Raw genomic sequence first — 25,175 nt, 5'->3', positions numbered from 1 at the left:
CGATATCGATTTTGCAGTTTGAATAACGGATAGGAGATTGAAATGGCAAAAGCCGTACGCTTCCATGAAACCGGCGGACCCGAAGTCCTGCGTTACGAGGACGTCGAAGTGGGCGATCCCGGCCCCGGACAGGTCCGCCTGCGCCATGAAGCCGTGGGCCTGAATTTCGCCGACACGTACTTCCGCAGCGGCCTCTATCCGGTGCCGCTGCCCGCCGGCATGGGCGTGGAGGCCGCGGGCGTGGTCGAAGCCGTGGGCAAGGACGTGACGAACGTCGCGCCGGGCGATCGCGTCACCTACACCGGCTTCATCAACACGCTCGGCGCGTACAGTACCGAACGTCTGATTCCTGCTGCGCCGCTGATCAGACTGCCTGCGTCGATCTCCTGCGAAACCGCCGCGGGCATGACCATGCGCGGACTGACGGCGGCTTATCTGATGCGCCGCATCTACGACTTCAAGGCGGGCGACATCATCCTCCTGCATGCGGCGGCAGGCGGCGTCGGGTTGATCGTGTCGCAATGGGCGAAGCTGCTCGGGCTCACCGTGATCGGCACCGTGTCGTCCGCAGCGAAGGCCGAGGTCGCGCGCGCGCATGGTTGCGATCACGTGATCGACTACAGCCATGAAGACGTCGCGAAACGCGTGCGCGAACTGACGGATGGCGCAGGCGTTCACGTGGTGTTCGACAGCGTCGGCAAGAACACCTTCGAGGGCTCGCTCGATTCGCTGAAGCGCCGCGGCCTGATGGTCTGCGTCGGCACGGCCTCGGGTCCGATCCCGCCGTTCAATCCGCAGATTCTGGCGATGAAGGGTTCGCTCTTTATGACGCGCCCGGCACTCGCCGACTACATCACCGATCCGGCCGAGAAGAACGCGCTCGCCGCCGAAATTTTCGGACACATCGCGGCGGGCCGCATCAGGATCGAACTCAATCAGCGTTATGCGCTTGAAGATGCGGCGCAGGCGCACCGCGCGCTCGAATCCCGCCAGACGACGGGTTCGTCCGTCTTCGTCATCTGAGGAGCACGTCATGCGAGTCGAACCACTGACCTGCGCGATCGGCGCCGAAGTGCTGGGCGTCAACCTCGCCGATGCCATTCACGACGACAGCCTGTTCGCCGACATGCGGGGCGCGCTGCTGAAGCATCGCGTGCTGTTCCTGCGCGATCAGACCATCACGCGCGCCGAGCACGTGGCCTTTGCGCGCCGCTTCGGCGAACTCGAAGATCATCCGGTTGCGGGCAGCGACCCCGAGCATCCGGGTCTCGTGCGCATCTACAAGTCGCCGGAGCAGCCCAACGATCGCTACGAAAACGCATGGCACGCGGATGCAACGTGGCGCGATGCGCCGCCGTTCGGCGCTGTGTTGCGCTGCGTGGAGTGTCCCCCGGTCGGCGGCGACACGATGTGGGCCAACATGGTGCTGGCCTACGAGAACCTCCCGGCGCACGTGAAGGAACAGATCGCCGATCTGCGCGCGCGTCATAGCATCGAGGCGAGCTTCGGTGCGGCCATGCCCATCGAGAAACGTCTCGCACTGCGAGCGCAGTATCCGGATGCGGAACATCCCGTGGTGCGCACGCATCCCGAGACCGGCGAGAACGTGTTGTTCGTGAATGCATTCACGACGCACTTCAGCAACTATCACACGCCGGGCCGCGTGCGCTTCGGACAGGATGCCAATCCGGGCGCGGGCGAGTTGCTGCGCTATCTCATCAGTCAGGCCTATATCCCCGAGTATCAGGTGCGCTGGCGCTGGAAGCCGAACAGCATCGCGATCTGGGACAACCGCAGCACTCAGCATTACGCGGTCATGGATTACGCACCGTGCCATCGCAAGATGGAGCGCGCGGGAATCGTCGGCGACAGATGGTATTGAAGGTACTGAAAGTACCGTGCCGTACACATATTCGAGGAGAAGAGGGATGCAGGGACTGATGATGCAGCAACCGCTACTCGTGGCTTCGCTGCTCATGCACGCCGAACGTCACCATGGCGAACAGGAGATCGTCTCCTGCCGCGTCGAAGGCGACGTTCACCGGTATCGCTATCGCGATCTCGCGCAACGCGCGCGCCGCATGGCGAACGTCCTTGCGTCGCTCGGCATCGCGCCGGGCGAACGGGTCGGCACGCTGGCGTGGAACGGCTATCGGCACATGGAGTTGTACTTCGCCGTGTCGGGGTCCGGCGCCGTGTTGCATACGCTCAATCCGCGGCTTCATATCGATCAGCTGTCCTACATCATTGAGCATGCGGAAGATCGTGTCGTGTTCTTCGATATGACGTTCCTGCCGTTGATCGAGCGTATCGCCGCGCGCGTGACCAGCCCCAAAGTTTTCGTAGCGATGACGGATCGCGCGAACATGCCGCAAGCCTTCAGTCATTCGAGCACGTTGATGTGCTACGAAGACCTGATCGACCTTCATGGCGATGCATTCGAATGGCCGCTGCTCGATGAGAACAGTGCGTCGTCGCTGTGCTACACGTCCGGCACCACCGGCAATCCGAAAGGCGTGCTCTACAGCCATCGCTCGACCGTGCTGCACACCTATGCCGCAGCATTGCCCGACTCGCTCAACTGCTCCGCGCGCGATGTGATCCTTCCCGTCGTGCCGATGTTTCATGTGAACGCGTGGGGGCTGCCGTATATCGCCTGCATGGTCGGCGCGAAACTCGTGCTTCCGGGACCGGCGCTCGACGGCAAGTCGCTCTATCGACTGATCGAAACGGAACAGGTCACGCTGTCGGCCGGTGTCCCGACCGTGTGGCAAGGGTTGTTGTCGCATGTGGCCGAACAGGGCGGATCGTTTTCGTCGATGCGGCGCACATTGATCGGCGGCGCGCCCTGTCCGACGGCGATGACCGTCGAGTTTCAGGAGCGATATCACGTCGACGTGCTGCATGCGTGGGGCATGACGGAGTTGAGCCCGGTGGGCACGGTGTGCAGCTTCAAGATGCATCAGACGACGCTGGCCTGCCACGCGCGCTACGCGTTGCAGGCCAAGCAAGGCCGCTCGGTGTTCGGCATCGACATGAAGATCGCAGGTCCGGACGGCGAAGAACTGCCTTGGGACGGCCACGCAACCGGCGACCTGTTCGTGCGCGGTCACTGGGTCACGCGGCAGTATTTCGGCGGCGACGATGCGCCGCCACTGCGCGACGGATGGTTCCCGACCGGCGACGTCGCGAAGATCGATTCCGACGGCTTCATGCAGATAACGGATCGCAGCAAGGACGTCATCAAGTCCGGGGGCGAATGGATCAGCTCAGTCGATATCGAAAACGCCGCCTGTCTTCATCCGCACGTCGCGATGGCGGTCTGTATCGCCGCACGGCATCCGAAGTGGGACGAGCGGCCGTTGCTGCTGATCTCGACGCGGCCCGGCAGCACGCTCACCGGCGATGAACTGCTCGCTTTCTTCGACGACAAGATCGCGAAATGGTGGAAGCCGGACGCCGTGATCTTCGTCGATTCGGTCCCGCTCGGGGCGACCGGCAAGGTGCTCAAGCACCAGTTGCGGGAGCGGTACGCGAACTACTACGTGTCGGCCTGATACATCGCCGCTTCGGCAAGCGCGCAGTCTGATTCATCCAATACTCATAAACCGACCATCCGCAGGAGACAGAATGAATTTGACCGTGAAGCTGAAGATGAGCAGCGCCGCGGCGCTCGTGATGTTCGCCACCGCCGCCCATGCTCAATCGTCGGTCACGATTTATGGCGTACTTGACAGCGGACTGCTGTATCAAAGCACATCGGCTGCAACATTCCAGCCGACCGCTCCCAATCAGGGGCACGTCTATCAGCTCAAGGACGGCGGCATCTATTCGAGCTTCTGGGGCTTGAAGGGAAGTGAAGATATCGGCGGCGGCTACAAGATCAACTTCAAATTGCAGGGCGCATTCAACACGTCGAGCGGCCGGTTCGGTCTGTCCGACACGCCGGGCCAGGTCGCGATGTTCAACCAGTTCGCGACGATAGGCGCATCGACGCCGTTCGGCACCTTCGACGCGGGCCGCCAGATCATCCCGATGATCTACGCGATGTCGGAAACCGATGTGCGCGGCGCGCAGTATTTCGGCAGTATTCTGACTGCGTGGCTCGGCATCAATCAGGCGGCCGGCTGGCCCGGCACGAGCACGAACGCTCCGATCGGCGCGCTTTACGACAGTAACGCGCTGGTCTACAACTCGCCGAAATTCTATGGCGCCTCGATCGCGCTCGAGTTCGCGCCGGGCGGCGTGGCGGGTCAGACGCAGGGCGGCACGCGCGAATCGGCGGTGCTCAAGTATTCGAACTACGGCCTGAATCTCGCGGCCGTGTACTACAACGGACACGACACCAATCCGTATCCGCTGACTTACCCGGCAGCGCCGGCTGCACCCGCAACGGGTCTCGCCAATAATCGCTTCTATTATTTCGGCGCGATGTACACGATCGCCGGATTCTCGATCTCCGGCTCTTACGGCGTGGGCAAGAACCCGGCGAACACGCAGGCCGCGGACTTCGAAATGATATCGGGCGGCCTCGGCTATCAGTTCAATTCGCGCTTCAAGATCACGTCGGGCTATTACTACCTGAAGGACCGTAACCATTCGGCGAATCATTCGAGCGAAGTCTCGCTGGGCGCCGAGTACAACGTGTCGCCGAGAACGAGGGCTTATGCGCAGGTCGGGTATGTGGACAACAAGGGAACGATGAATCAGACGATCATCTACGGGGCTCCGGTCGCGCCGGGTGTGTCGACGACAGCGGCCATGGTCGGCATCCGCCACAACTTCTGAGTTCGTTATTCAAGACTGGAGTAATCAATGAAGCGCATTCATGCATTCAGTGTGGCTGTGGCGGCGCTGTGCGCCGTTACGTGCTTCGACGTGTGGTCGCAAACGAGCGAGCCGGCCAGCGCCTCCGCGATGGCGGCATCGAGTCCGGCGGCGCCCGTCACGGGAAGAAAGGCGAATCGCGCGCTGCGCCGGCAAGTGTATGGCGCCATCGCGAAGCATAAGGAGATCAATGCGGGAAATATCAGCGTGGTCGCCAAAGACGGCGCGGTGAAGCTGACTGGAACGGTCACCGATGCGTCTCAGGTGGACAAGGTCGGGGACATCACGAAGGGCGTTCCGGGCGTGACGTCGGTCATCAACGGATTGACCGTGGAAAAGCCGTTGGGCGGCATGTGATCGCGGCGCGCCGACCGTCATCTTGCACCGTGTTGTGAACGATGTGGGCAGCGCGATATTAGCTCGTACTCAAGCTCAGGAATTCGTATCGTGACATCTGAAGCCACGCCTACCGTTCTTATCGTGCCCGGCTTGCGCGGGCATGTTGCCGATCACTGGCAGACCTTGCTGCAGGCGCGTTATGCAAAGACGGCATCGGTGCCGCCTCTGGAACACGACAAGCTCAGTTGCGCGGCACGCGTCGCCGCGCTTGCCGAGACCATCGCGAAGATCGATGGCCCGATCATCCTCGTGGCTCACAGCGCCGGCGTGATGATCACGGTGCATTGGGCACAACGCCACGACGCTCCGATTCACGGCGCATTGCTCGCCGCACCGGCGGACCTCGAAGCACCGATGCCCGCCGAGTATCCGACGCTCGACACGCTCGAAGAACACGGCTGGCTGCCGATTCCGCGCAAGCCGCTGCCGTTCAGGAGTATCGTCGCGGCCAGCCGCAATGATCCGCTCGCGGCGTTTGAACGCGTCGCAGGCATGGCAGCGGATTGGGGGAGCCGCCTCGTCGATCTCGGCGAGGCAGGGCATTTGAACCCGGCATCGGGTTATGGCGAGTGGCCGCAGGCGCAGACGCTGATTCGCGAGCTTCTCTGAGACGGTGCGGCAGGTTCGGCCGTATTGCAAACCGCGCCGGAAACAGGGCGCTGCCGATGCGGTTGCACAGCCGAGCCACGCACGAATGCTCGGTAAAACGCTTCAGGCAAAACTATTCAGCGCCTTGGCAAACCTCGCGACCGCGCCTTCGACATCATGCAGTTTGTCCAGCCCGAACAAGCCGATGCGGAAGGTCTTGAAGTCTTCAGGCTCGTCGCACTGAAGCGGAACGCCGGCCGCGGTCTGCACGCCGGCGTCGGCGAATTTCTTGCCGGATCGGATGCCGTCGTCGTCCGTGTAGCAGACCACGACGCCCGACGACTGAAAGCCTTCCGCCGCCACGCTCTTGAAGCCCGCATTGGTGAGAAGCGAGCGAATGCGTTTGCCGAGTTCGAGCTGCTCCGCTCTCACTTTGTCGAGGCCGTACGCTTCCGTTTCCTTCATGACGTCGCGCAGGGTGGCGAGGCTGTCCGTGGGCATCGTCGCGTGATAGGCGAATCCACCGCCTTCGTAAGCCTCCATGATCTGCAGCCATTTGCGAAGGTCGCAGGCGAAACTCGTGCTGGTAGTCGAGTCGATTCTTTCGCGGGCGAGCGGGCTCAGCATGACCAGTCCGCAGCAAGGCGGCGCGCTCCATCCTTTTTGCGGCGCGCTGATCAGAATATCGACGCCGCTCGCCTGCATATCCACCCAGATCGCACCGGAGGCGATGCAGTCCAGCACGAACATGCCGCCGACGTCATGAACCGCGTCGGACACCGCGCGCAAATAGGCATCGGGCAACATCATTCCGGACGCCGTTTCGACATGCGGCGCAAACACCAGATCGGGCCGGTGTTCCTTGATCGCGGCGACCACTTCGTCGATCGGAGGCGGCGCGTATGCGGCCTGCCGCCCTTGTTCGACCGGACGCGCCTTCAGTACGGTCGATTCGGACGGAATGCCGCCCATGTCGAAAATCTGCGACCAGCGGAAGCTGAACCAGCCGTTGCGGATGACCAGACACTTCTTGTTGGTCGCGAACTGCCGGGCGACGGCTTCCATGCCGAACGTGCCGCTGCCGGGAACGACAATCGCCGACTTCGCGTTGTAGACCTTTTTGAGCGATGCAGAGATATCGCGCAAGACGCCCTGAAAGAGCCGCGACATATGGTTGATCGATCGGTCCGTGTACACGACCGAATATTCGAGGAGCCCCTCGCGGTCGACATCGGGAAGTAATCCTGGCACGTTCGCCTCCGGTGATGGACGAATGAAGTTGGGTTGGACGTCGCTTTCTCGGTCCGTCGCAACAGACATCCTACAAGATCGGCCCGCTTCATCGCTGCGTGGGTCGTTCGTGCTCGATCCGCCTGCAGCCGCCTTCAGCAACCGAAAGGGCGTTTCACATCGCGGAATTCTCTTCGAATTTACGCGGCGCTGGATTTTCGTCGCTTGAAACCGTGTTTTGCATCGCAAAAAACGTCATGTAACACATTGAAAAATATACGAAAATAATGTCTTATGTCTTATATAAGAGTTCACGCAAAGCCGTCGGACAGGGCTACTATTAAGTCATGCAGTTTCGCTTCGACACACGTTGCGACACGCTGAACCATTTAGTTAAACGCGCTTTGCTCTCAGGAGAGTCACATGACCCAATATCAAGACGACATCAAGGCAGTTGCTGGTTTGAAAGAGAACAACGGCAGCGCGTGGAATGCCATCAACCCGGAATATGCCGCTCGCATGCGCGCCCAGAACAAGTTCAAGACGGGCCTCGATATCGCCAAGTACACGGCGAAGATCATGCGCGCCGACATGGCTGCCTACGACGCCGACCCGTCCAAGTACACGCAGTCGCTCGGCTGCTGGCACGGCTTCATCGGGCAGCAGAAGATGATCTCCATCAAGAAGCACTTCAACAGCACCGAGCGCCGTTATCTGTACTTGTCCGGCTGGATGGTGGCTGCGCTGCGCTCCGAGTTCGGCCCGCTGCCGGACCAGTCGATGCACGAAAAAACCTCCGTCAGCGCGCTGATTCGCGAGCTGTACACGTTCCTGCGTCAGGCCGACGCGCGTGAACTGGGCGGCCTGTTCCGTCAGCTCGACGCGGCCGATGGCGCAGCCAAAGCCGCCATTCAGGAAAAGATCGACAACCATGTGACCCACGTGGTGCCGATCATCGCCGACATCGATGCCGGCTTCGGCAACGCGGAAGCAACGTATCTGCTGGCCAAGCAGTTCATCGAAGCGGGCGCGTGCTGCATCCAGATCGAAAACCAGGTGTCCGACGAGAAGCAGTGCGGCCATCAGGACGGCAAGGTCACCGTGCCGCACGAGGACTTCCTTGCGAAGATCCGCGCCATTCGCTACGCGTTCCTGGAACTGGGCGTGGACGACGGCATCATCGTGGCGCGGACCGATTCGCTGGGCGCGGGCCTCACCAAGCAGATCGCCGTAACGAGCACGCCGGGCGATCTGGGCGATCAATACAACTCGTTCCTCGATTGCGAAGAGTTGTCGGCAGACGCGCTGGGCAATGGCGACGTCATCATCAAGCGTGACGGCAAGTTGCTGCGCCCGAAGCGCCTGCCGAGCAATCTGTTCCAGTTCCGCGCCGGCACGGGCGAAGCGCGCTGCGTGCTGGATTGCGTCACCGCGCTGCAAAACGGCGCCGACCTGCTGTGGATCGAAACCGAGAAGCCGCATATCGCGCAGATCAACGGCATGGTGAGCGAGATTCGCAAGGTCATCCCGAACGCGAAGCTGGTGTACAACAACAGCCCGTCGTTCAACTGGACGCTGAATTTCCGCCAGCAAGTGTATGACGCGCTGAAGGCCGAGGGCAAGGATGTGTCGTCATACGACCGTGCTCAACTGATGAGCGTGGAATACGACCAGACCGAACTGGCGAAGCTCGCCGACGAAAAGATCCGCACGTTCCAGGCCGATTCGTCGCGCGAAGCGGGCATCTTCCATCATCTGATCACGCTGCCGACTTATCACACTGCCGCACTGTCGACCGACAACCTCGCCCGCGAATACTTCGGCGATCAAGGCATGCTGGGTTATGTGGCCGGCGTGCAGCGTAAGGAAATTCGTCAGGGCATCGCGTGCGTCAAGCATCAGAACATGTCCGGCTCGGACATCGGCGACGACCACAAGGAGTATTTCAGCGGCGAAGCGGCGCTGAAGGCAGCGGGTAAGGACAACACGATGAATCAGTTCTGATATCGGCAGCAGTAGGTCGAACGAAAACGCCAACCGTTAAAGGTTGGCGTTTTGTCGTCTGCGGCGATGTTCGCGGAGTGCGCGTTCCGGCACGCCGTGAAGCACAAGCCGGACGTTGCTATACCCGGTCGTTATCCCCGATGGAACACCATTCACGCCACATCGCGCGATACGCAGCTTCGAGATTGCGCGTAAAACGCACGCCGTCCATCAGCGGCGACATTTCCATACGGGCGCGTAGCGTTGTTCGTAGTTGTGCGAGGCGCGGCAGATCGTTGGCCAGATCGACGGCAATGTCCACGAACGCCTCGTCGCTGTGCGCCACGAACCCGGTGAGATCGAGATTGCTCAGCAGACTCAACCCGGCGCGGCCGACCACGGTTGGACCCGCACGCGTGACCACCGGCACGCCCATCCACAGTGCATCGAGACTGGTGGTATGACCGTTGTAGGGAAAGGTGTCCAACGCGATATCGATGCGGTTATAGGTCTGTAGATAGCTTTCACGGCCCTGATGCGGAACGAAGTCCACCCGCCGCAGATCGATGCCATTCGATCGCAAACGCCCGATGAGCCCATCGTGTGGGGGAAGCGTGCGAGACAGCAGCAACAGCCTCGCGTTTTCGACACGCTCCATCACGCCCGCCCACATCCGCAACGTGCGATCCGATAATTTGCACGGATTGTTTAGCGAGCCCAACGTGACGTGCCCAGCAGACAGCGCCGGCAACGGCTGGACCTTTTCGCGGCTTTGCGGGTTGTAGCACCAGAAGGTATCGGGCAGACGCACGGAGCGCTCCGCGTATCGATCGTCGGTACCGGGCGGATCGATATACGGATCGGTGATTCGATAGTCGATGGAACGCATCCCGGTCGTGCCCGGATAGGCGAGCCACGCCACCTGCACAGGAGCAGGCTTGCGCGCAAACATCGTCGAGCGCCCGTCGCGCATGTGCATGGTCAGGTCGACCAGAATATCGATCTGGTCTTCGCGAATCTGTTCGGCCAGTCGTTCGTCGCTAAGCTGGCGCACAGGGCGCCATACATCGACATAGTCGGCGAGGCGCTGCGTCATTGCGTCAGGCGTGGCCACACTGGAGTAACACCAGATCTCGAATCGATCATGATCATGATTCGACAGCACCGGCACCATGAACAACGACTGACAATGACCGGAGAAATCGGGAGAAACATAACCAATGCGCAAACGCCGGCCGGGGTCGCGGTTGTTGCCATGCGGACGATGTTGGCCAAGCAATGGGTTCTCGTGTTGCTGCGCCCATCGACGGCACTCATGCAGCACCGTTTGCGGATCTTCGCTCAGGAAATTCAGCGTATAGGCGAGACTCGCGTGCGTCAGTGCCGCGTCCGGCGCGCTCGCCACGGCACGTTCGCTCAATGACATTCCCTCGTCCAGCAAGCCTGCATCCAGCAGGATGGCGCTCAGGTTATTGAGCGCCGTGGATTCCTCGGGATCGCGCTCCAGAATCTTCCGGTATGCAGCCTCGGCGGGTATCAACTGTCTGCTCATGTGAAGCGCGACAGCCAGTCCGATCTGACCGCGCAAGTCATCCGGAGAAAGGCGCAATGCGCGCTCGAATGCCGCTTTGGCTTCCGTTGTGCGATGAAGCTGGTTAAACAGAATTCCGCGGTCGCACAAGACCTTCGCATTATCCGGATCGATGGCATCCGCCTGCCGATAAGCATGCTCGGCTTCCGCACACTTCCCGAGTGTGTTCTGAGCGTCTCCGAGCCTGTTCCATATTCTGGCATTCGTCGAATCGATGGCCAGACATTGCTGCAGGATCGTCTCGGCCCCGGCGAGGCGGTTATCGTGTTCGAGCAGTAAGGCAAGGTTCTCAAGCGTCTTGCAATGATCGGGCCGAATGGCCAACGCCTGCCCATACTCGATTTCAGCCTCCGCGATGCGGTGCCTGTCGCGCAGCAGATTGCCGAGATTGCAACGGGCATCCACGTGCGCCGGGTGCGCTGCAATCACGCTTCTCAGGTAACGCTCTGCTTCATCGTAGCGGTTGAGCCGTCGCAGGCAGACTGCCGCGAGATTCAATACCTCCGGGTGCGCTTCGGACGAATGGAGTAGCGGCGCCAAAGTGTCCAGCACCTTGCCGAACTTTCCCTCCGAATACTCGAGGGTTGCAGAGCGGAAAAGGTTGTTGAGCTGTTCGAGGGCGTGCATCGGGATTATTTTTGACGTCCGCGAGGAGAGCATTCGCTCGCGGATTGATGGACTTACAGTAATGACTGGCGTATGGCCGCTTTGCCGCATCTGGCAGGGGATCGACTCGCGCGGGATGTGTGCGACGCAGAGCATCATCGCTTTTGATGACGGGCTTCGCATCTGCTGGTTGCTGCTCCGTTCATCGTCCGGAAAGGGGCAGCTTCAAAATGCGGCAGGCATTATACGTCGCCATCCTGCCAGGCCTTCACGGCGAGCGCACGCGCGGCGTTTTCACAGCCGGCCTGCCCATCTTGCCGAGATAACCGATGGCATCGCGGGCAGGCTCGCGATGAGCGCCCGCGTTGCTCGGAAGCTGGCACCGATCGCGGCACAAATCACGTCACAAATCGCGTTCCTTCGAAAAAGCGGCATTTTGTAAGCCTTATCGGCAGATCACGGCGCGCGCGCGTCTCTTACGCTTGTGGCATCGGTGCATGGCTTGTCCGGGCCGCGGCCGATGCGTTGCGCGCCATGCGATTGCCGGCGCCCGGTATCTTTTTCTGCAAGGTCATCGTGAAACCAGTTCATCTCACTGCCGCAGCGAGCGCGGCGTTTTGCCTGTTCCTGTCCGCGTGCGGCGGGTCGTCGCCGTCCACATCGGGCGGGGTCTATATGGGAGCGGTCGCGAATGCGTCGGTGTCCGCGCATGAGATCGCCGCCGACGGCACCGTGCCCGACAAGGCGTCCGCCACCGCCACCACAGGCAGCGACGGCAGCTTCACATTGCGCGGCACGCTGCACTATCCGCTGCTGGTGCGCGTGACGGGCGGCAGCTTCACCGAAGAAGCCGACGGCAGCACGGCGAGCCTGTCCGGCGAACTCGATGCGGTGTATCTGAACGCGCCGTCGCAGATGGTGGTGTCGGCGTATTCGAATGCGATCGTCGCCGATGCGCGCGCGGCGGGCGGCCTCAGCGCATCCAATATCGCCGCGGCGATCTCGCGCGTGAACGCCTTCGCCGGCGATATCGACGTGCAGCAGACCACGCCCGCCTTCGTCGCGGCAGGCACGGCAGGCACGGCAGCGACGGTCACCGATGGCGCGAAGATGAGTCTCGCGCTCGGCGCGGAATCCGAGAGCCGCACGGCCAGCGGCGGCACCATCGACGCGAGCACGCAGAACATCGTCGCGCAGGCGGCCAATGGCGACACGCTGAGTACGTGCCACGCGGGCGCGGGCAACATGGCCGACGACGGCACGCTCGACGCCCCGCCAAGCGGCAACTGCGCGCTCACCACGGGCGCGGCCGTGCATATGAAGAACGCGCGCAATCGCTCGGGTATTACGTCGGTCGCGCAGATCGCGCCGGTCATGCCGGGCGCGGTGCAGACGGCGAAGGGCAGCGCGAGCACTTGCGGGGATCGCGTCGCGCTGTTGAACGACAACCGCGCGCTGTTCGAAGGCCGCCGCGACGACGTGCAGGCCACGCTCACGGGCGGCCTCACCAAAACCAACTGGGCGAGCTTCACGACCGTCAGCAGTTGGGGACCGCTCGCCGGCCAGTACGGCGCGATCCAGCCGCCCGCCGGCTGCTCGGACATCGACACGTTCCAGCGCGAACTGGTAATGGCGGTCGAAAACTTCTGGGTCGATCAGAACATCAACTACTGTCATCACCATATTCCCGGCTGGCTGCCGCCCGACGATTCCGCGCTCGCCGATCCGAAGTATCGCAATGCATCGGCGGGCAGCACCTCGGGCGCGAAAGGCAGTTCGACGCAGAAGTACGGCATGACCTGCACGGCGCAACGCAGCGGCATCGACGGTTCGCAGATCGTGCAGCGCAAGGGCCAGTCGAGCGCCACGGCGCTGCCGGTCGCGCAGGTGCAGTGGCATGGCGTGGACTGCTCCGACTTCACCGCGTGGGTCTACAACTTCGCGGGGCTGACGAAGGATCACACCGAAGTCGAAACCGGCATCAGCACGCAAGCCTGCATGACGCCCGCAGGCGCCGCGAGCACGCCGCAATGGGCGAGCCCGGCGCAGATCGGCGTGCTGCTCGATATCAATCACGGCAATTTCGACACCACGTCGAAGTTGCTGTTGCCGGGCGATCTGCTCTATATCACGCTGTCGCCGCCCAAGAAAAATGGCGTTGCGATTCCGGAGACGGCGACTTCGACCATCGGCTTGTCGCATGTCGTCACGTGGACGGGCAAGAAGTGGTCGGAGCTGCGCAACGGTCCGGAAGGCTGGCGTTACGATCCGGCGCATATCGGCGAGCCGGGTTCGCGTCTCGGCGGCGATCTCGCCTATATCCTCGGCGATGACGACGTGCTCGGCGCGCTGACGAAGCTCGATCCGTACATGATCATCGACAGCCATTACGCAGGACCCGCTTATCGGCCGTTCTATGGCTGGTATCGCGGCAGCGTGTCGAACGTGCGCCGCATCGTCGGTGCGGATGCGGTGCGCGCGAATCCCGAACTCGCGGATCTGATCATCGAGCAGCAGCCGTCGATGAGCCGTCAGGCCGCGAAGGGCACGCTCGGCCAGATCGTGCTCGCCTCGAAGCACGGTCTCGCGAACGGCGGCTACCGTCTGCACTACACGCAGGGCAGCAACGGCGCGCTGGCGGCCTGCGAACGCGTGGGAATCGCGCAATAGGCCATCGGGCAGTCGACACGGCGGCGCGGCAAAGCATCGAACAATCGCCTTTTTGGTGCTCTCTTCGAGCCTTTGACCGCGCCGGTCGTCGCTACACTCCGTCGTATTTCGCAGCAGATATCGACACAACAAGATTTGCGACCGAAGGCAGACAAGGAACGGCGATGGCCGAAGCGGTGGATCATTACTTCGTGGGTTTGACGCAGCAGGCCTCGGCCGGCGGACTCGCGCGACTGCGCGGTCATGGCGCGCTCACGATTCCGGCATCGCGTGTGTATCCGGTCGGCGCGCGTTTCAAAGACTTCGTGCAGCCGCTCGTCACGCTCCTGAATGACGACGCGCACGTGCGCGAAATCATTCTGCGCCCCGTGCTCGGGCGTTATGGATCGAGTCAGGAACTCTCCGTCGGTCTCGAAGTGAAAGCGGCCGGCGGTTTCGATGCCGCCGCGCTCGCCGCCGGCGTGTTTTCGCTGGCGTACTCCGCAGCCCAGACCGATGCGTTCGTGGGCCGCGTGCTGCCGCCCGGCGAATGGACCGACAACGCGCGGCCCGGCCTCACCGTCATGTTCAAGGCGCCCACGCGCATCGCCGATACGGTCGAACTGGTGCGGCAGATCGTCGGTTTCCCCGGCGAAGGCTGGGCGATCGACGGCTTCACCATGATTCCCTCGGCCGATAGCCGGATCGGCGTCGTGCAGGGTCTGCGCTATATCTTTCTTCCGGAAATCAGCATTCGCTGGGACGCCGGTCTGCGTGAACGTCTGAGCGCGGACGAGGACGAGATCGACGTGATCCTGCTCGATCAGGCGACGCGCATCGGACGGTTGTGCCGCGCGCTCACGCAGAACGAGACCATCGAGGCCGCGTGGCTGAGCTGGTTCGACATCATGGTCGCGGGCATCGAGGATTATCGCGAGGTCATCGTCACGCTGGAGGCCGAGCAGGGCGCGCGTGCGGCCGATCCGAAATCCATGACGCGCATGGCCTTTTCCGAAATCCTTCAACTGACGAGCGCGGGCGTGCTGCAAACACGCCTCGGGCATCTCGGCGGTGCGGGCGCGCAACGGGAAGCCGGAGAACGCCTGAACAGCTTGCCGAGCGTCGCCGCATGAACGCACTTACTTTGGCACGTCACGTATGTCCGATCTGACAGCGGCTCTATTTGCCCGCTATAACCGCGTCATGCGGATCGCGTTCGTCGGCGTGTTGATCGTCGCGTGCGCGCTCGTTTTCCTGCGCTACAGACTGACGCTCGATTCACAGATCGACGGCCTCAGCCAGCGCATGCAGGAACAGTCGATCGCACTCGATGCGCTGGTGCGCAGCAGCACCGACGCCGTCAACTCGATGCGCATTCAGGGGCAAACGTGGTTGCGTCTGCATCCGCGGGGCACGGCGCCGTCGCCGTTGCTGGACGCGCTGCGTTCGGGCAAGGAGCCGGGCAGCATCCGGCTCGATACCTTGCCGCCGCCATGGACCGAAGCGGATGCGGGCAATCTGACCGGCCTCGTCGGCGCGCGTACGCCCGCGCTCGATCGCGAGCTGGAAATGGCGCTGAGCCTGAACGGCACGTTCAAGACCATCATGGCCAATCTGCCGGGCGCGACGTGGGTCTATTACACGTCGACGCACCGCTTCATCAATATCTATCCGTGGGTCAGATCGAACGATTTCTTTTATGCGGATTCGCTCAGGCAGAAGGATTTCTTCACGGGCGTGTTGCCCGCCAACGATTCGCAGCGGCAGATCATCTGGACGCCCGCTTACATGGATGAAGCGGGCAAGGGGCTGATGGTCACCGCATCGGCGGGGGTGTACGACGGCGCGGACTTCCTGGGCTCGGTTTCGCTCGATCTAACGCTGGGCTGGCTCAACCAGTTTGTACGGACCTGGCCGGAAGGTCTGGGGACGGTTTTCATCGTCAACGACCGGGACCAGTTGCTCGCGCATCCCACGCTCGTTCTCGACGGCGTGCAACACGTTCTGCCCGCGACCGAAGCGTTTCCCGAAGCACTGCGCCCCAATCTGCACGAGATCCTCAAAGACGCCGACGGACGCCTGACGCTGCACGGCAGCTATTACATCGAAGCCATCGGCATTGCGCATGCGCCGTTTCGCGTCGTGCTGCTGGTGCCGCGCTGGAATCTGGTGCGCGTGGCGCTGGGCACGGGCGTGCCGAGCGTGCTGCTGCTGGTCGTCGCGTTGACGATGATGCTCGTGGTCGCGAGCCGCCTCACGTACAACGACGCCATCGTGCCCGCGCAGAAGCTCGTGCGCTACATTCAGGACGAAGACCGCGGCTCGGTCAAATCGATTCCCGATATTCCGCAGGCGTGGCGTCCGTGGTTCCTCACGATCCAGAACGTCTTCAACGCGCACACCAAGCTCGTGTCGATCCAGCAGGAACTCGATGTCGCGCGGCGCATGCAGCAGTCGATCGTGCCGACGCGCTTTCCGTCGCGCCCCGACTTGCAGATGTTCGCGCGCATGATTCCGGCGCGCGAAGTCGGCGGCGACTTCTACGATTACTTCTGGCTGTCCGATCAGAAAATCGGCGTGGTGATCGCCGATGTGTCGGGTAAAGGCGTGCCGGCCGCGCTGTTCATGGCGGTGGCGCGCACGCTGCTGCGCGCGATCGCGCCGAGCGCGGCCAGTCCCGGCGCCTGTCTCGCGCTCGCCAACGATCTGCTCGCGCAGGACAATGAAGCGACCATGTTCGTCACGCTCTTCTATGGCATTCTGGACACCGCGACCGGCGAGCTCGACTACGCGAACGGCGGCCATAATCCGCCTTACCTGATCGCGCCGGACGGCTCAATATCGCAATTGCCGGGCACGGGCGGCATGGCGCTCGGCGTAATCGAAGGCACGCCTTTCGCCGAGGGACGCACGCATCTGGCCGCGGGCACCACGCTGCTGCTTTATACCGATGGCGTGACCGAAGCGTTCAATCCCGCCGACGAGGAATACGGCGAACTTCGTCTCGCGCAGCATCTCGCCGGCGCGAAGGGCTTGGACGTCGAAGTGCTGCTCAAGCGCCTGTTCGACAGCGTGCATCAGTTCGCCGACGGTGCGCCGCAATCGGACGACATCACCTGCCTCGCGATTCACTACGGTCCTTCCGGGTCGACGAACGTATGAACGCCACCGACACGCTCGACACGCAACTGGATGCGAACACGCCCGATATCGGCGAACTGGTGAATCGTTTGCAGGCCCTGTTCGATGCACGCAGCCTGCCGCCGATGCTGTTCCAGAGCTTTGCAATGGCGTTCGACGAAGTCATCTCGAACATCGCCGCTTACGGCTGCCCGCACGATCCGATCCGCGTTCACGTGGCGATCGGCGAAAGCGAAGTGCGCGCCGAGGTCGTCGATGACGGCGTGGCCTTCGATCCGCTCCAGTTACCCGAGCCCGACGTGACGAGCAGCCTCGACGAACGCGCGATCGGCGGTCTGGGCGTCTATCTGGTCAGAAAGATGATGGACGGCGTGGAGTACGAACGCCGCGACCGCTTCAACCGGCTGAGCTTCTGGAAGCGCATTGCGTGACATGCCCATGCGCCTGATGAAATACCGAGGAAACGAATGAATATCAACGAAACCCGTGAAGGCGAAGTGCTGATCATCGCCGTGGATGGACGCATCGACAGTACGACCTGCAAGCTGCTCGAAGACGTTTTGCCGGAGCGCGTGCAGGCCGCGCCGCGCGTGCTGCTCGATCTGAGCGATGTGCAATACGTGAGTTCCGCCGGGCTGCGCGTGATGCTGAAGGCCGCGAAGATCGTGCGCAGCACGGGCCATGACCTCGTGCTGGCCGGGCTCGTGCCGCAGGTTCACGAAGTCTTTCAGGTAATCGGTTTCGATTCCTTGTTCCGAATTCTTCCCGATCGCGCGGCCGGACTGGCGGCGCTTGGCGGCTGAAACAAAAAAAGCCGCCCCGGCGACGAGGCGGCTTTCTTCGCTTTAAACGGCTTCAAGCTTCAGGCTTCAGGACTTCGGCGCGAGCCACGAGTCTTCGGCTTCGATGCCGTCCGGCTCGTACGTCCACGTGATCTTCTCGTACGTGAAGGACACGTCTTCCATGTGGCCCATCTGACGGTTGTCGGGCGAGAGGCAATTCGGCGTCCACGACTTCATGTTGGTCAGAATCGCGTTCGACAGATTCACGGTGTAGTACTTCTCTTCCGTGCCCTTGGGCGAAATGCGGTAGAACTCGAGCGACACGGTCTTCATCTGTTCGCCGGAGGTCAGCGCCTGATACAGCTTCGGCGACGACTTGTCGATTTCCTTGCTGAGCGTCATCGCCTGATGCACGCGCTTGCCGGTGGGCAGGCCCGTTTGCGGGCTCTTCGGGATTTCGATCGTGTGATCGACAGCCTGAACGAGGATCTTTCCTTCATGACCCTGAACCTTGGTCGAGCCTTCGATCTTGCCTTGGTTTTGGCCTTCGAGCGAGAGGTAGCACGGCATCGGCATGATTTTTTCTCCGGTTGTTTGTGCGCAGTTCGTTTAGCGCATGGGATGAATTCTGTGGGCGCGCCGTTACGGCCGCGTTTCAGAACGGCGAACTCAGGTTACGAATGAAACATGGAACTCACGCCACCTGGTTGAAGCGTTCGAGCGCGGCTGCGCGCGTGTCGGTGACGTTGAGAATGTTGAGAAATCCGCTGATCTCGAACGCCTCGCGGATCTGATCGTGCATGCCGCAGAGAACGAGCCGTCCCGCGGACTGCTTGAGACGCTTCGCCGCGATCAACACGACGCGCAATCCCGCGCTGGAGATATAGCTGAGCCCGCCGAGGTCGAATAACAGGTCGTTGGAGCCTTGATCGAGAAGGCGTTGGATCTCGGCTTCGACTTGCGCCGAGTTCATGCTGTTCAGCGCGCCTTCGAGGCTCACGATGAGCACGTCGCCCTGGACTTCGTACTGGTTTGCCACAATGGTCTCTCGTGCAATGGCGATGCTGCGCGCCGGGCTTCAGATCTTGTCGAGTGGAAATCCGGCACGCCGATCCGATCGGCGTGCCTCGAAGCATTAACGGCAGAAATAAAAAATTCCTGATGGATCGATGCGCGATTCAGCGGGCCAAAAGCCATTTCGTCGCCTGTCCCGAAGCCGGATTCAGACCGGCTTCAAGAAATCCGAAAGTTGGCCGTTAAAGCCTTGGCGGCAAGAAGCAGCGTACCAAAGCGAAACCTCGGCTAAGGGGCGAACAGAACCCGGAACCCGGTTCTCTTTGCGGGAATGACCGGCGACGCGGCATGCGATCGTTCCGTGTCGCTTGCCGCAGACGACGCTTCATGGGCGACAGGTCATACGCACGTTCGTGCTTAAACAGCATGTCTGATATCGACGGCATCGCGCTGCAAAACGATTTTTTCTACAACACATTTTGGTTTGGGTTAGGGGGTAGGCATGGCATCTGACGGTTCAGTTGCTCCGAAGGAGCGGGTCAATATTGTGTATCGTCCGGCCACCGGAGATGCCAAGGCGGAGGTTGAACTGCCGCTCAAATTGCTCGTGCTCGGCGACTTCACCTTGCGCGACGACGAGACGCCGATCGAAGACATGAAGCCTGTCAACGTCGACAAGGACAACTTCAACGAAGTGCTCAAGGGCCAGAAGCTTTCGCTCGATCTCGCGGTGCCGAACCGTCTCGACGCGAACGCCGACCCGGACGCGCAACTCGCGATCAACCTCAAGTTCGACTCCATCGACGATTTCTCGCCCGATGCGATCGTCGAGAAAGTGCCCGAGCTGCGCCAGATGATCGCCCTGCGCGACGCGCTCAAGGCGCTCAAGGGACCGCTCGGCAACATTCCGGATTTCCGCAAGCGCGTTCAGGAACTGATTGAAGACGAAGGCGTGCGCGCGCGTCTGATGAGCGAACTCGGCATCGAGGAAAAGTGAAATGAGCGACATGGAAAAACAGCAGGACACCGCGGCCGCACCCGAAGCCGATGCAAGCATTTCGCTACTGGACCAGCTGATCGAATCGGCACGCATCAAGCCGGGCGACGAAGCCTATTCGATCACGCGTCAGGGCATTCAGGCGTTCATCGGCCAGTTGCTCGAACCGCAGAACGCCGTGGAGCGCATCACGCAGGCGACGGTCGACAGCATGATTGCCGACCTCGATCAGAAGCTCTGCGCACAGGTCGATGCGATCCTGCATCACGCCGACCTGCAGAAAATGGAATCGGCATGGCGTTCGCTCAAGTTCCTCGTGGACCGCACGAATTTCCGCGAGAACGTCAAGATTCAATTGCTGAGCGTGAGCAAGGGCAAGCTTCTCGAAGACTTCGAGGACTCGGCCGACATCACCAAATCCGGTCTGTACAAGAATCTGTACACGGCCGAATACGGCCAGTTCGGCGGCCAGCCGTTCGGCGCCATCGTGGCGAACTATGAGTTCGGTCCGGGTACGCAGGACGTGAAGCTGCTGCAAAGCGTGGCGAGCGTGTCGGCGATGAGCCATGCGCCGTTCATCGCGGCAGCGGGCCCGCACTTCTTCGGCGTCGATACCTACGATCAGCTTCCGAACCTCAAAGACCTCTCGTCGATTTTCGAAGGTCCGCAGTTCGTCAAGTGGAACGCCTTCCGTGAATCGGAAGACGCGCGCTATGTCGGCCTCACGCTGCCGCACTTCCTGCTGCGCGTGCCCTATGGCGCGGATACGGTCCCGGCCAAGAAGTTCAACTACAAGGAAGACGTCTCGGGCGGCAACAAGCAGTTCCTGTGGGGCAACGCGGCTTTCGCATTCGCTTCGCGCCTGACGTCGAGCTTCGCCGATTACCGCTGGTGCGCCAACGTGATCGGGCCGCAAGGCGGCGGCACGGTCGGCGATCTGCCGGTGTACACGTATGAGTCGATGGGCGAGCTGCAAAACAAGATCCCGACCGAAGTGCTCATCTCCGAGCGCCGCGAGTTCGAGCTTGCCGAGCAGGGCTTCATTGCGCTCACCATGCGCAAGAACAGCGACAACGCCGCGTTCTTCTCGGCCAATTCGGCGCAGAAGCCGAAGTTCTTCGGCAACACCAAGGAAGGCAAGGAAGCCGAGCTGAACTACAAGCTCAGCACGCAGCTACCGTACATGTTCGTGGTGAGCCGTCTCGCGCACTACATCAAGGTGATTCAGCGCGAGAACATCGGCACGTGGAAAGAGCGCGTCGATCTCGAAAGCGAACTCAATACGTGGATTCGCCAGTATGTCGCCGACATGGACAACCCGGCAGAAGGCGTGCGCAGCCGCCGTCCGCTGCGTCAGGCGGAGATCGTCGTGGCCGATGTCGAAGGCGATCCGGGCTGGTATCGCGTGGACCTGAAAGTACGTCCGCACTTCAAGTACATGGGCGCGTCGTTCACGCTGTCGCTGGTCGGCAAGCTGGACAAGAAATAAGCGTCTCGCCGCAGTGAAGCACGCCATGTTTCATCTGTAACGCAGCGCGGGAAAACTGAAGCGAGCCGGTAACAGTGCTCCCGCACTATGTGAAACATGCGCAGCACACAGAAGAGCTGAGCAACATGCCGCGGTCGACGATGACCGCGGCCTGACAAACCTGACTCCAACATAGTTCGCTACCCAGAAGGGGAAATATCATGCCGATGCCGTGCTACCTCACGCTCGAAGGCCAGAATCAAGGCAAGATCGAAGGCTCGACCAAGGTTCAGGGTCATGAAGGGAAGATTCTCGTCCAGGCCGTCGATCACACCATCGAAATTCCGAAGAGCCCGCAAACGGGCCTGCCCACCGGCAAGCGCGTGCATCTGCCGATGACGCTGACCAAGGAAATCGACAAGTCGTCGCCGAAGCTGTTTCAGGCGCTGACGTCGGGCGAGCAGATGAAGGACGTGACGCTCGAGTTCTATCGCATTTCGCCGAAGGGCACGGAAGAGAAGTACTACACCGTGAAGCTGTCGAACGCGATCCTGACCAACATGCAGTCGTGGACGCCGAACTGCCTGTCGCCGGAAAACAAGCAGATGGGTCACATGGAAGATATCTCGTTCACGTACGAGAAGATCACCTGGACGTTCGATCCGGACGGCATCGAAGCAGAAGATTCGTGGCTCGCCCCGAAGTCCTGACCGACATCTGAACGGGAGCGAAGGTGAGAGAGCGCCGGTTGCTGGAACGAATCGCGAGTTGGGGTGCGCAAGAACGCCGCACCAACGAGACGCAGGTGGATGTGCTCGTTCACTCGGTGATGAGTCACCTGAGCCGGTTGCTCAATACACGGCAGGGCAGCGTGCAGATCGATCCGCTTTTCGGCGTGCCCGATTTCACCAACCTGGCCGGCACCACCGCGATGGGTTCCACGCGAGAGATCGAAGAAGAGATTCGCCGCATGGTCCTGCGTTACGAACCCCGCATCAAGTCGCCGCGCGTCACGCTCAATCGCGAGAAGACGGACGTGCTGGCGATCCGCTTCGCGCTCGAAGGCGCGCTCGAAGTGGATGACCGCGAAATTCCCCTGCGTATTTCGACGACCGTAGGCGCCAACGGCCGCGTCAGCGTCGACTGATCGTACCCAAACCGAATTGCTTCTTCCGGAATCCGTCGAGCCTCGCACGCATGTTCAATCGATACTATCAGGATGAGCTGAACAAGCTGAAAGGCCTGGCCGGCGAGTTCGCACGCGCGAACCCGGCCATTGCCCCGATGCTCTCGGGCACGTCCGCCGATCCGGATGTCGAGCGTCTGCTCGAAGGCGTCGCGTTTCTCACGGGCCTGACGCGTCAGAAGCTCGACGACGAATTCCCCGAGTTCATTCAGGAACTCACGCATCTGCTGTTTCCGCACTATCTGCGTCCGGTGCCCGCATCGACGCTGATCAGCTTCGCAACGAAAGGCCCGCGCGCGCAACTGGCGCGTGTTGCAGCGGGCACCGAACTCGCGTCCGTGCCGGTGGACGGCACGACATGCCGCTTTCGCACCACCTGCGATCTCGATGTCGAACCGCTGCGGATCGCCGAAGTCAATCTGCTGAGCCATGCGGGCGCCGCCCCCGTGCTGATGATCGAGTTCGAGATGGACGGCGGCCTGAACATCGCGCAATGGAACGGCGATTCCATTCGCCTGTTTCTGAACGGCGGCTATGTCGATGCCGCGAAACTGCTGCTGCTGTTGATGAACCATGTCACGGACGTGCGCATTTCGAGCGGCGGCGGCGAGCGGCTTTCGCTCGGCGCGAAGCATATCCGCACCAGCGGTTTCGATGCCGATCTGCTCGCTTATCCGAACCATGCGCTGCCCGGCTATCGCACCATTCAGGAATTTTTCGCGATGCCGGAGAAGTTTCTCTTCGTCGATATCGTTGGCCTGAAGCGCTGGACGGCGAACGCGAAGGGCACGAGTTTCAGCATCGTGATGACGCTCGACGCGCTGCCCGAGTGGATGCCCGCAATCGACGCGCAGAGCTTCCTGCTCAACGTCGTGCCGGCGATCAACGTGTTCGCGCATGTCGCCGATCCGATCACGCACGAGCATCGCGCAACGGAATATCGTGTGAATCCCGAAGGCCGCGACCGCCGGCATTTCCAGATCTATTCCGTCGATCAGGTGCTGGGCTATCAGCAAGGTCAGGCGCGCGAACGCGTGTATCAGCCGTTCAGCATGTTTCGTCACGACGGACGCGGCGCGCAACTGAGCTATCGCACCACGCTCAAGAATGCGAATGTCGAGCGCGGCAGCGACGTGTATCTGTCGCTGAACTATCCGCCTTCGGAGACGCCGCTTGCGGAGACGTTGTCGATTCGCGTCACCTGTACGAATCGTTCGTTACCGGAAGGACTCAAGCCGGGCGATATCAACGTGCCGACCAGCACGTCGCCCGATCAGATGAGCTTCACCAATATCCGCGCGATCACGCCCGCGCAGGACCCGCCCGCAGGCGAGGAACTGCTGTGGTGCCTGCTCTCGCATGTGTCGCTGAATCTGCTGTCGCTGGCGAGCGCCGAGAATCTGCGCAAGCTGCTCGGCCTGTATGTGTTCGCGGGCAGGCAGGGGCCGGACATGTCGAACCGGCGCCGTATCGAAGGCATCGTCGATATGACGGCCACGCGCGAAACGCGCCTCGTGGGACGCGGCGGCATGCAGCGCGGCCAGTTGATCCGTATTCGTTGTCGTGAGGACCATTACGCCGGGATCGGCGATCTGTATCTCTTCGGCTGCATGCTCGAGCGATTTCTCGGCGATTACGCCGGCATCAATTCCTATACGCGCGTCGAGCTCGAAGACACGCTTTCAGGCACCGTATTCAAATGGCCTCCGAGACTCGGGCAACAAGCGATGCTGTAAAGGCGCTGCTGCTCACCAACGGTGAGAAGTATTCGTACTTTCAGGCCATCCGCTTGCTGCGTCTTTACGACCGGCACACGGGCCTGAATCAGGAGAATCTGCGCGTTCGTCCGCGGCTCGGGTTGGGCTTTCCCGAGAACGATATCGACCGCATCGAGGCGATGCCCGCGGGCGGCTATCGCATCACGGCGAACTTTTTCGGCCTGTACGGCGTGGCCTCGCCGCTGCCGACGTATTACACCGAAGACCTGTTCGAAGAGGAGCGCGACGGCCATCACGTCACGCGCGATTTCCTCGACATCGTTCATCACGCGCTGTATCCGCTGCTGTTCGACGCATGGGCGAAGTATCGGGTCGAACAGCGCATCGTCGAGGACCGGCACGAGGCATCGCTCAATCAGCTGTATGCGTTCGTCGGCCTGCACGATGCCGACCTGCGCGCCGACCTTCTGCCGGGCAGCGCCGAACTGCTGCGTTATGCGGGGCTTTTCAATCAGCGTCCGCATTCGGCGCTCGGCCTCAAGACCTTGCTCGCCGACGCCTTCGCGCCCGCGCAGGTCGAGGTCGTGTGCGGCGTGATGCGCGCGGTGCCGATTCCCGGCGATCAACGTTGGCAACTCGGCCTCGGGCAGAGCCGGCTCGGCGAAGACGCATGGCTCGGCAGCGAGATCGACGATTACCAGAGCACCATCCGGCTCGAATTCGCCGATGTGCCGCAAGCCCTGTTTCATCAGATGCTGCCGGGCGGAAGCGCCCATGCGCGTCTGCGTTTCTTCACGCGTTTCTATCTGACCGATCCGCTGGATGTCGAAGTGGCACTGCAACTGCGTCACGACGAAGCCGGCGCGGCGCGCACGGGTCGCGGCGCGTGGTCGCGTCTTGGCTTCGACACCTGGCTCAATCCCGGCGAAGCGGCATTGCCGACGCGGGTTCAATACGCTCTCTAACCATTTTGCTGGCCGTTGCTGGAAAGACTAA

General features: G+C 61.7%; 23 protein-coding genes. 19 read left to right on the top strand and 4 right to left on the bottom strand.

Annotated elements, in window-relative coordinates; translation table 11 throughout:
* Positions 1-42 precede the first annotated feature (42 nt).
* From BRPE64_RS23030 to BRPE64_RS23005, 6 genes are all read left to right on the top strand, one after another.
* Positions 43-1,023, top strand: coding sequence for a quinone oxidoreductase family protein (locus tag BRPE64_RS23030; RefSeq protein WP_016347285.1), 981 nt, complete (start codon positions 43-45; stop codon positions 1,021-1,023).
* 10 nt (positions 1,024-1,033) lie between these two features.
* Positions 1,034-1,882, top strand: coding sequence for a TauD/TfdA dioxygenase family protein (locus tag BRPE64_RS23025; RefSeq protein WP_016347284.1), 849 nt, complete (start codon positions 1,034-1,036; stop codon positions 1,880-1,882).
* A 46-nt stretch (positions 1,883-1,928) separates the two neighbouring features.
* Complete coding sequence (locus BRPE64_RS23020) at positions 1,929-3,557, top strand: 3-(methylthio)propionyl-CoA ligase (RefSeq protein ID WP_016347283.1); 1,629 nt, start codon at positions 1,929-1,931, stop codon at positions 3,555-3,557.
* Positions 3,558-3,642: 85 nt separating this feature from the next.
* Complete coding sequence (locus tag BRPE64_RS23015) at positions 3,643-4,788, top strand: porin (RefSeq protein ID WP_044043095.1); 1,146 nt, start codon at positions 3,643-3,645, stop codon at positions 4,786-4,788.
* 27 nt (positions 4,789-4,815) lie between these two features.
* Positions 4,816-5,184, top strand: coding sequence for a BON domain-containing protein (locus BRPE64_RS23010; RefSeq protein ID WP_016347281.1), 369 nt, complete (start codon positions 4,816-4,818; stop codon positions 5,182-5,184).
* A 90-nt stretch (positions 5,185-5,274) separates the two neighbouring features.
* A complete protein-coding gene (locus BRPE64_RS23005; protein ID WP_044042888.1) occupies positions 5,275-5,835 on the top strand; it encodes an RBBP9/YdeN family alpha/beta hydrolase in 561 nt (186 codons plus the stop codon).
* Positions 5,836-5,937: 102 nt separating this feature from the next.
* On the opposite strand, the gene BRPE64_RS23000 is transcribed toward BRPE64_RS23005, so the two are convergent.
* The gene (locus tag BRPE64_RS23000) at positions 5,938-7,065 is read right to left on the bottom strand and encodes an aminotransferase class V-fold PLP-dependent enzyme (RefSeq protein WP_016347279.1); all 1,128 of its coding nucleotides are present in this window, start codon (positions 7,063-7,065) and stop codon (positions 5,938-5,940) included.
* Between the two features lie 402 nt (positions 7,066-7,467).
* Here BRPE64_RS23000 and BRPE64_RS22995 point away from each other — a divergent pair, with 402 nt between their 5' ends.
* Positions 7,468-9,048: an isocitrate lyase gene (locus BRPE64_RS22995; protein WP_016347278.1), complete on the top strand. Its 1,581-nt coding sequence runs from the start codon at positions 7,468-7,470 to the stop codon at positions 9,046-9,048.
* Positions 9,049-9,166: 118 nt separating this feature from the next.
* Here BRPE64_RS22995 and BRPE64_RS22990 read toward each other — a convergent pair whose 3' ends face one another.
* Positions 9,167-11,245: an O-linked N-acetylglucosamine transferase, SPINDLY family protein gene (locus BRPE64_RS22990; RefSeq protein WP_016347277.1), complete on the bottom strand. Its 2,079-nt coding sequence runs from the start codon at positions 11,243-11,245 to the stop codon at positions 9,167-9,169.
* Between the two features lie 61 nt (positions 11,246-11,306).
* Here BRPE64_RS22990 and BRPE64_RS33310 point away from each other — a divergent pair, with 61 nt between their 5' ends.
* From BRPE64_RS33310 to BRPE64_RS22965, 6 genes are all read left to right on the top strand, one after another.
* A complete protein-coding gene (locus BRPE64_RS33310) occupies positions 11,307-11,666 on the top strand; it encodes a hypothetical protein (RefSeq protein ID WP_160167947.1) in 360 nt (119 codons plus the stop codon).
* 233 nt (positions 11,667-11,899) lie between these two features.
* Complete coding sequence (locus BRPE64_RS22985) at positions 11,900-13,894, top strand: hypothetical protein (protein ID WP_016347274.1); 1,995 nt, start codon at positions 11,900-11,902, stop codon at positions 13,892-13,894.
* A 164-nt stretch (positions 13,895-14,058) separates the two neighbouring features.
* Positions 14,059-15,006 (top strand): hypothetical protein, encoded by a 948-nt coding sequence (locus BRPE64_RS22980; RefSeq protein ID WP_016347273.1) that lies wholly within the window; start codon positions 14,059-14,061, stop codon positions 15,004-15,006.
* A gap of 25 nt (positions 15,007-15,031) precedes the next feature.
* Entirely contained in the window at positions 15,032-17,035 is a 2,004-nt protein-coding gene (locus BRPE64_RS22975; protein ID WP_016347272.1) for a SpoIIE family protein phosphatase, read from the top strand.
* On the top strand, positions 17,032-17,445 hold the full coding sequence (locus tag BRPE64_RS22970; protein ID WP_016347271.1) for an ATP-binding protein: 414 nt from the start codon (positions 17,032-17,034) through the stop codon (positions 17,443-17,445). The genes BRPE64_RS22975 and BRPE64_RS22970 overlap by 4 nt, the downstream gene beginning before the upstream one ends.
* Positions 17,446-17,481: 36 nt before the next feature.
* Positions 17,482-17,817: an STAS domain-containing protein gene (locus BRPE64_RS22965; RefSeq protein WP_016347270.1), complete on the top strand. Its 336-nt coding sequence runs from the start codon at positions 17,482-17,484 to the stop codon at positions 17,815-17,817.
* Positions 17,818-17,883: 66 nt separating this feature from the next.
* Here BRPE64_RS22965 and BRPE64_RS22960 read toward each other — a convergent pair whose 3' ends face one another.
* Positions 17,884-18,372, bottom strand: a complete 489-nt coding sequence (locus BRPE64_RS22960) for an Hcp family type VI secretion system effector (RefSeq protein ID WP_016347269.1) — start codon at positions 18,370-18,372, stop codon at positions 17,884-17,886.
* Between the two features lie 118 nt (positions 18,373-18,490).
* Positions 18,491-18,835, bottom strand: coding sequence for an STAS domain-containing protein (locus tag BRPE64_RS22955; protein ID WP_016347268.1), 345 nt, complete (start codon positions 18,833-18,835; stop codon positions 18,491-18,493).
* A gap of 477 nt (positions 18,836-19,312) precedes the next feature.
* Here BRPE64_RS22955 and tssB point away from each other — a divergent pair, with 477 nt between their 5' ends.
* The 6 genes from tssB (at position 19,313) to tssG (ending at position 25,144) form a co-directional block, all read left to right on the top strand.
* Positions 19,313-19,807: a type VI secretion system contractile sheath small subunit gene (gene tssB / locus BRPE64_RS22950; protein ID WP_044042887.1), complete on the top strand. Its 495-nt coding sequence runs from the start codon at positions 19,313-19,315 to the stop codon at positions 19,805-19,807.
* A gap of 1 nt (position 19,808) precedes the next feature.
* Positions 19,809-21,296: a type VI secretion system contractile sheath large subunit gene (tssC, locus tag BRPE64_RS22945; protein ID WP_016347265.1), complete on the top strand. Its 1,488-nt coding sequence runs from the start codon at positions 19,809-19,811 to the stop codon at positions 21,294-21,296.
* A 200-nt stretch (positions 21,297-21,496) separates the two neighbouring features.
* Positions 21,497-21,985, top strand: coding sequence for an Hcp family type VI secretion system effector (locus BRPE64_RS22940; protein ID WP_016347264.1), 489 nt, complete (start codon positions 21,497-21,499; stop codon positions 21,983-21,985).
* Positions 21,986-22,008: 23 nt separating this feature from the next.
* Positions 22,009-22,422, top strand: a complete 414-nt coding sequence (tssE, locus tag BRPE64_RS22935) for a type VI secretion system baseplate subunit TssE (protein ID WP_144063503.1) — start codon at positions 22,009-22,011, stop codon at positions 22,420-22,422.
* 50 nt (positions 22,423-22,472) lie between these two features.
* On the top strand, positions 22,473-24,197 hold the full coding sequence (tssF, locus tag BRPE64_RS22930) for a type VI secretion system baseplate subunit TssF (protein WP_016347262.1): 1,725 nt from the start codon (positions 22,473-22,475) through the stop codon (positions 24,195-24,197).
* A complete protein-coding gene (gene tssG, locus BRPE64_RS22925; RefSeq protein ID WP_016347261.1) occupies positions 24,161-25,144 on the top strand; it encodes a type VI secretion system baseplate subunit TssG in 984 nt (327 codons plus the stop codon). Before tssF ends, tssG begins: the two co-directional genes overlap by 37 nt.
* Positions 25,145-25,175 lie beyond the last annotated feature (31 nt).

Origin of the sequence: Caballeronia insecticola (assembly GCF_000402035.1) — a bacterium.
In the GTDB taxonomy this organism is placed as follows: Bacteria; Pseudomonadota; Gammaproteobacteria; order Burkholderiales; family Burkholderiaceae; genus Caballeronia; species Caballeronia insecticola.
Note: the sequence above shows the minus strand (reverse complement) of the source record. Positions and strands in the feature narration are given on the sequence as shown.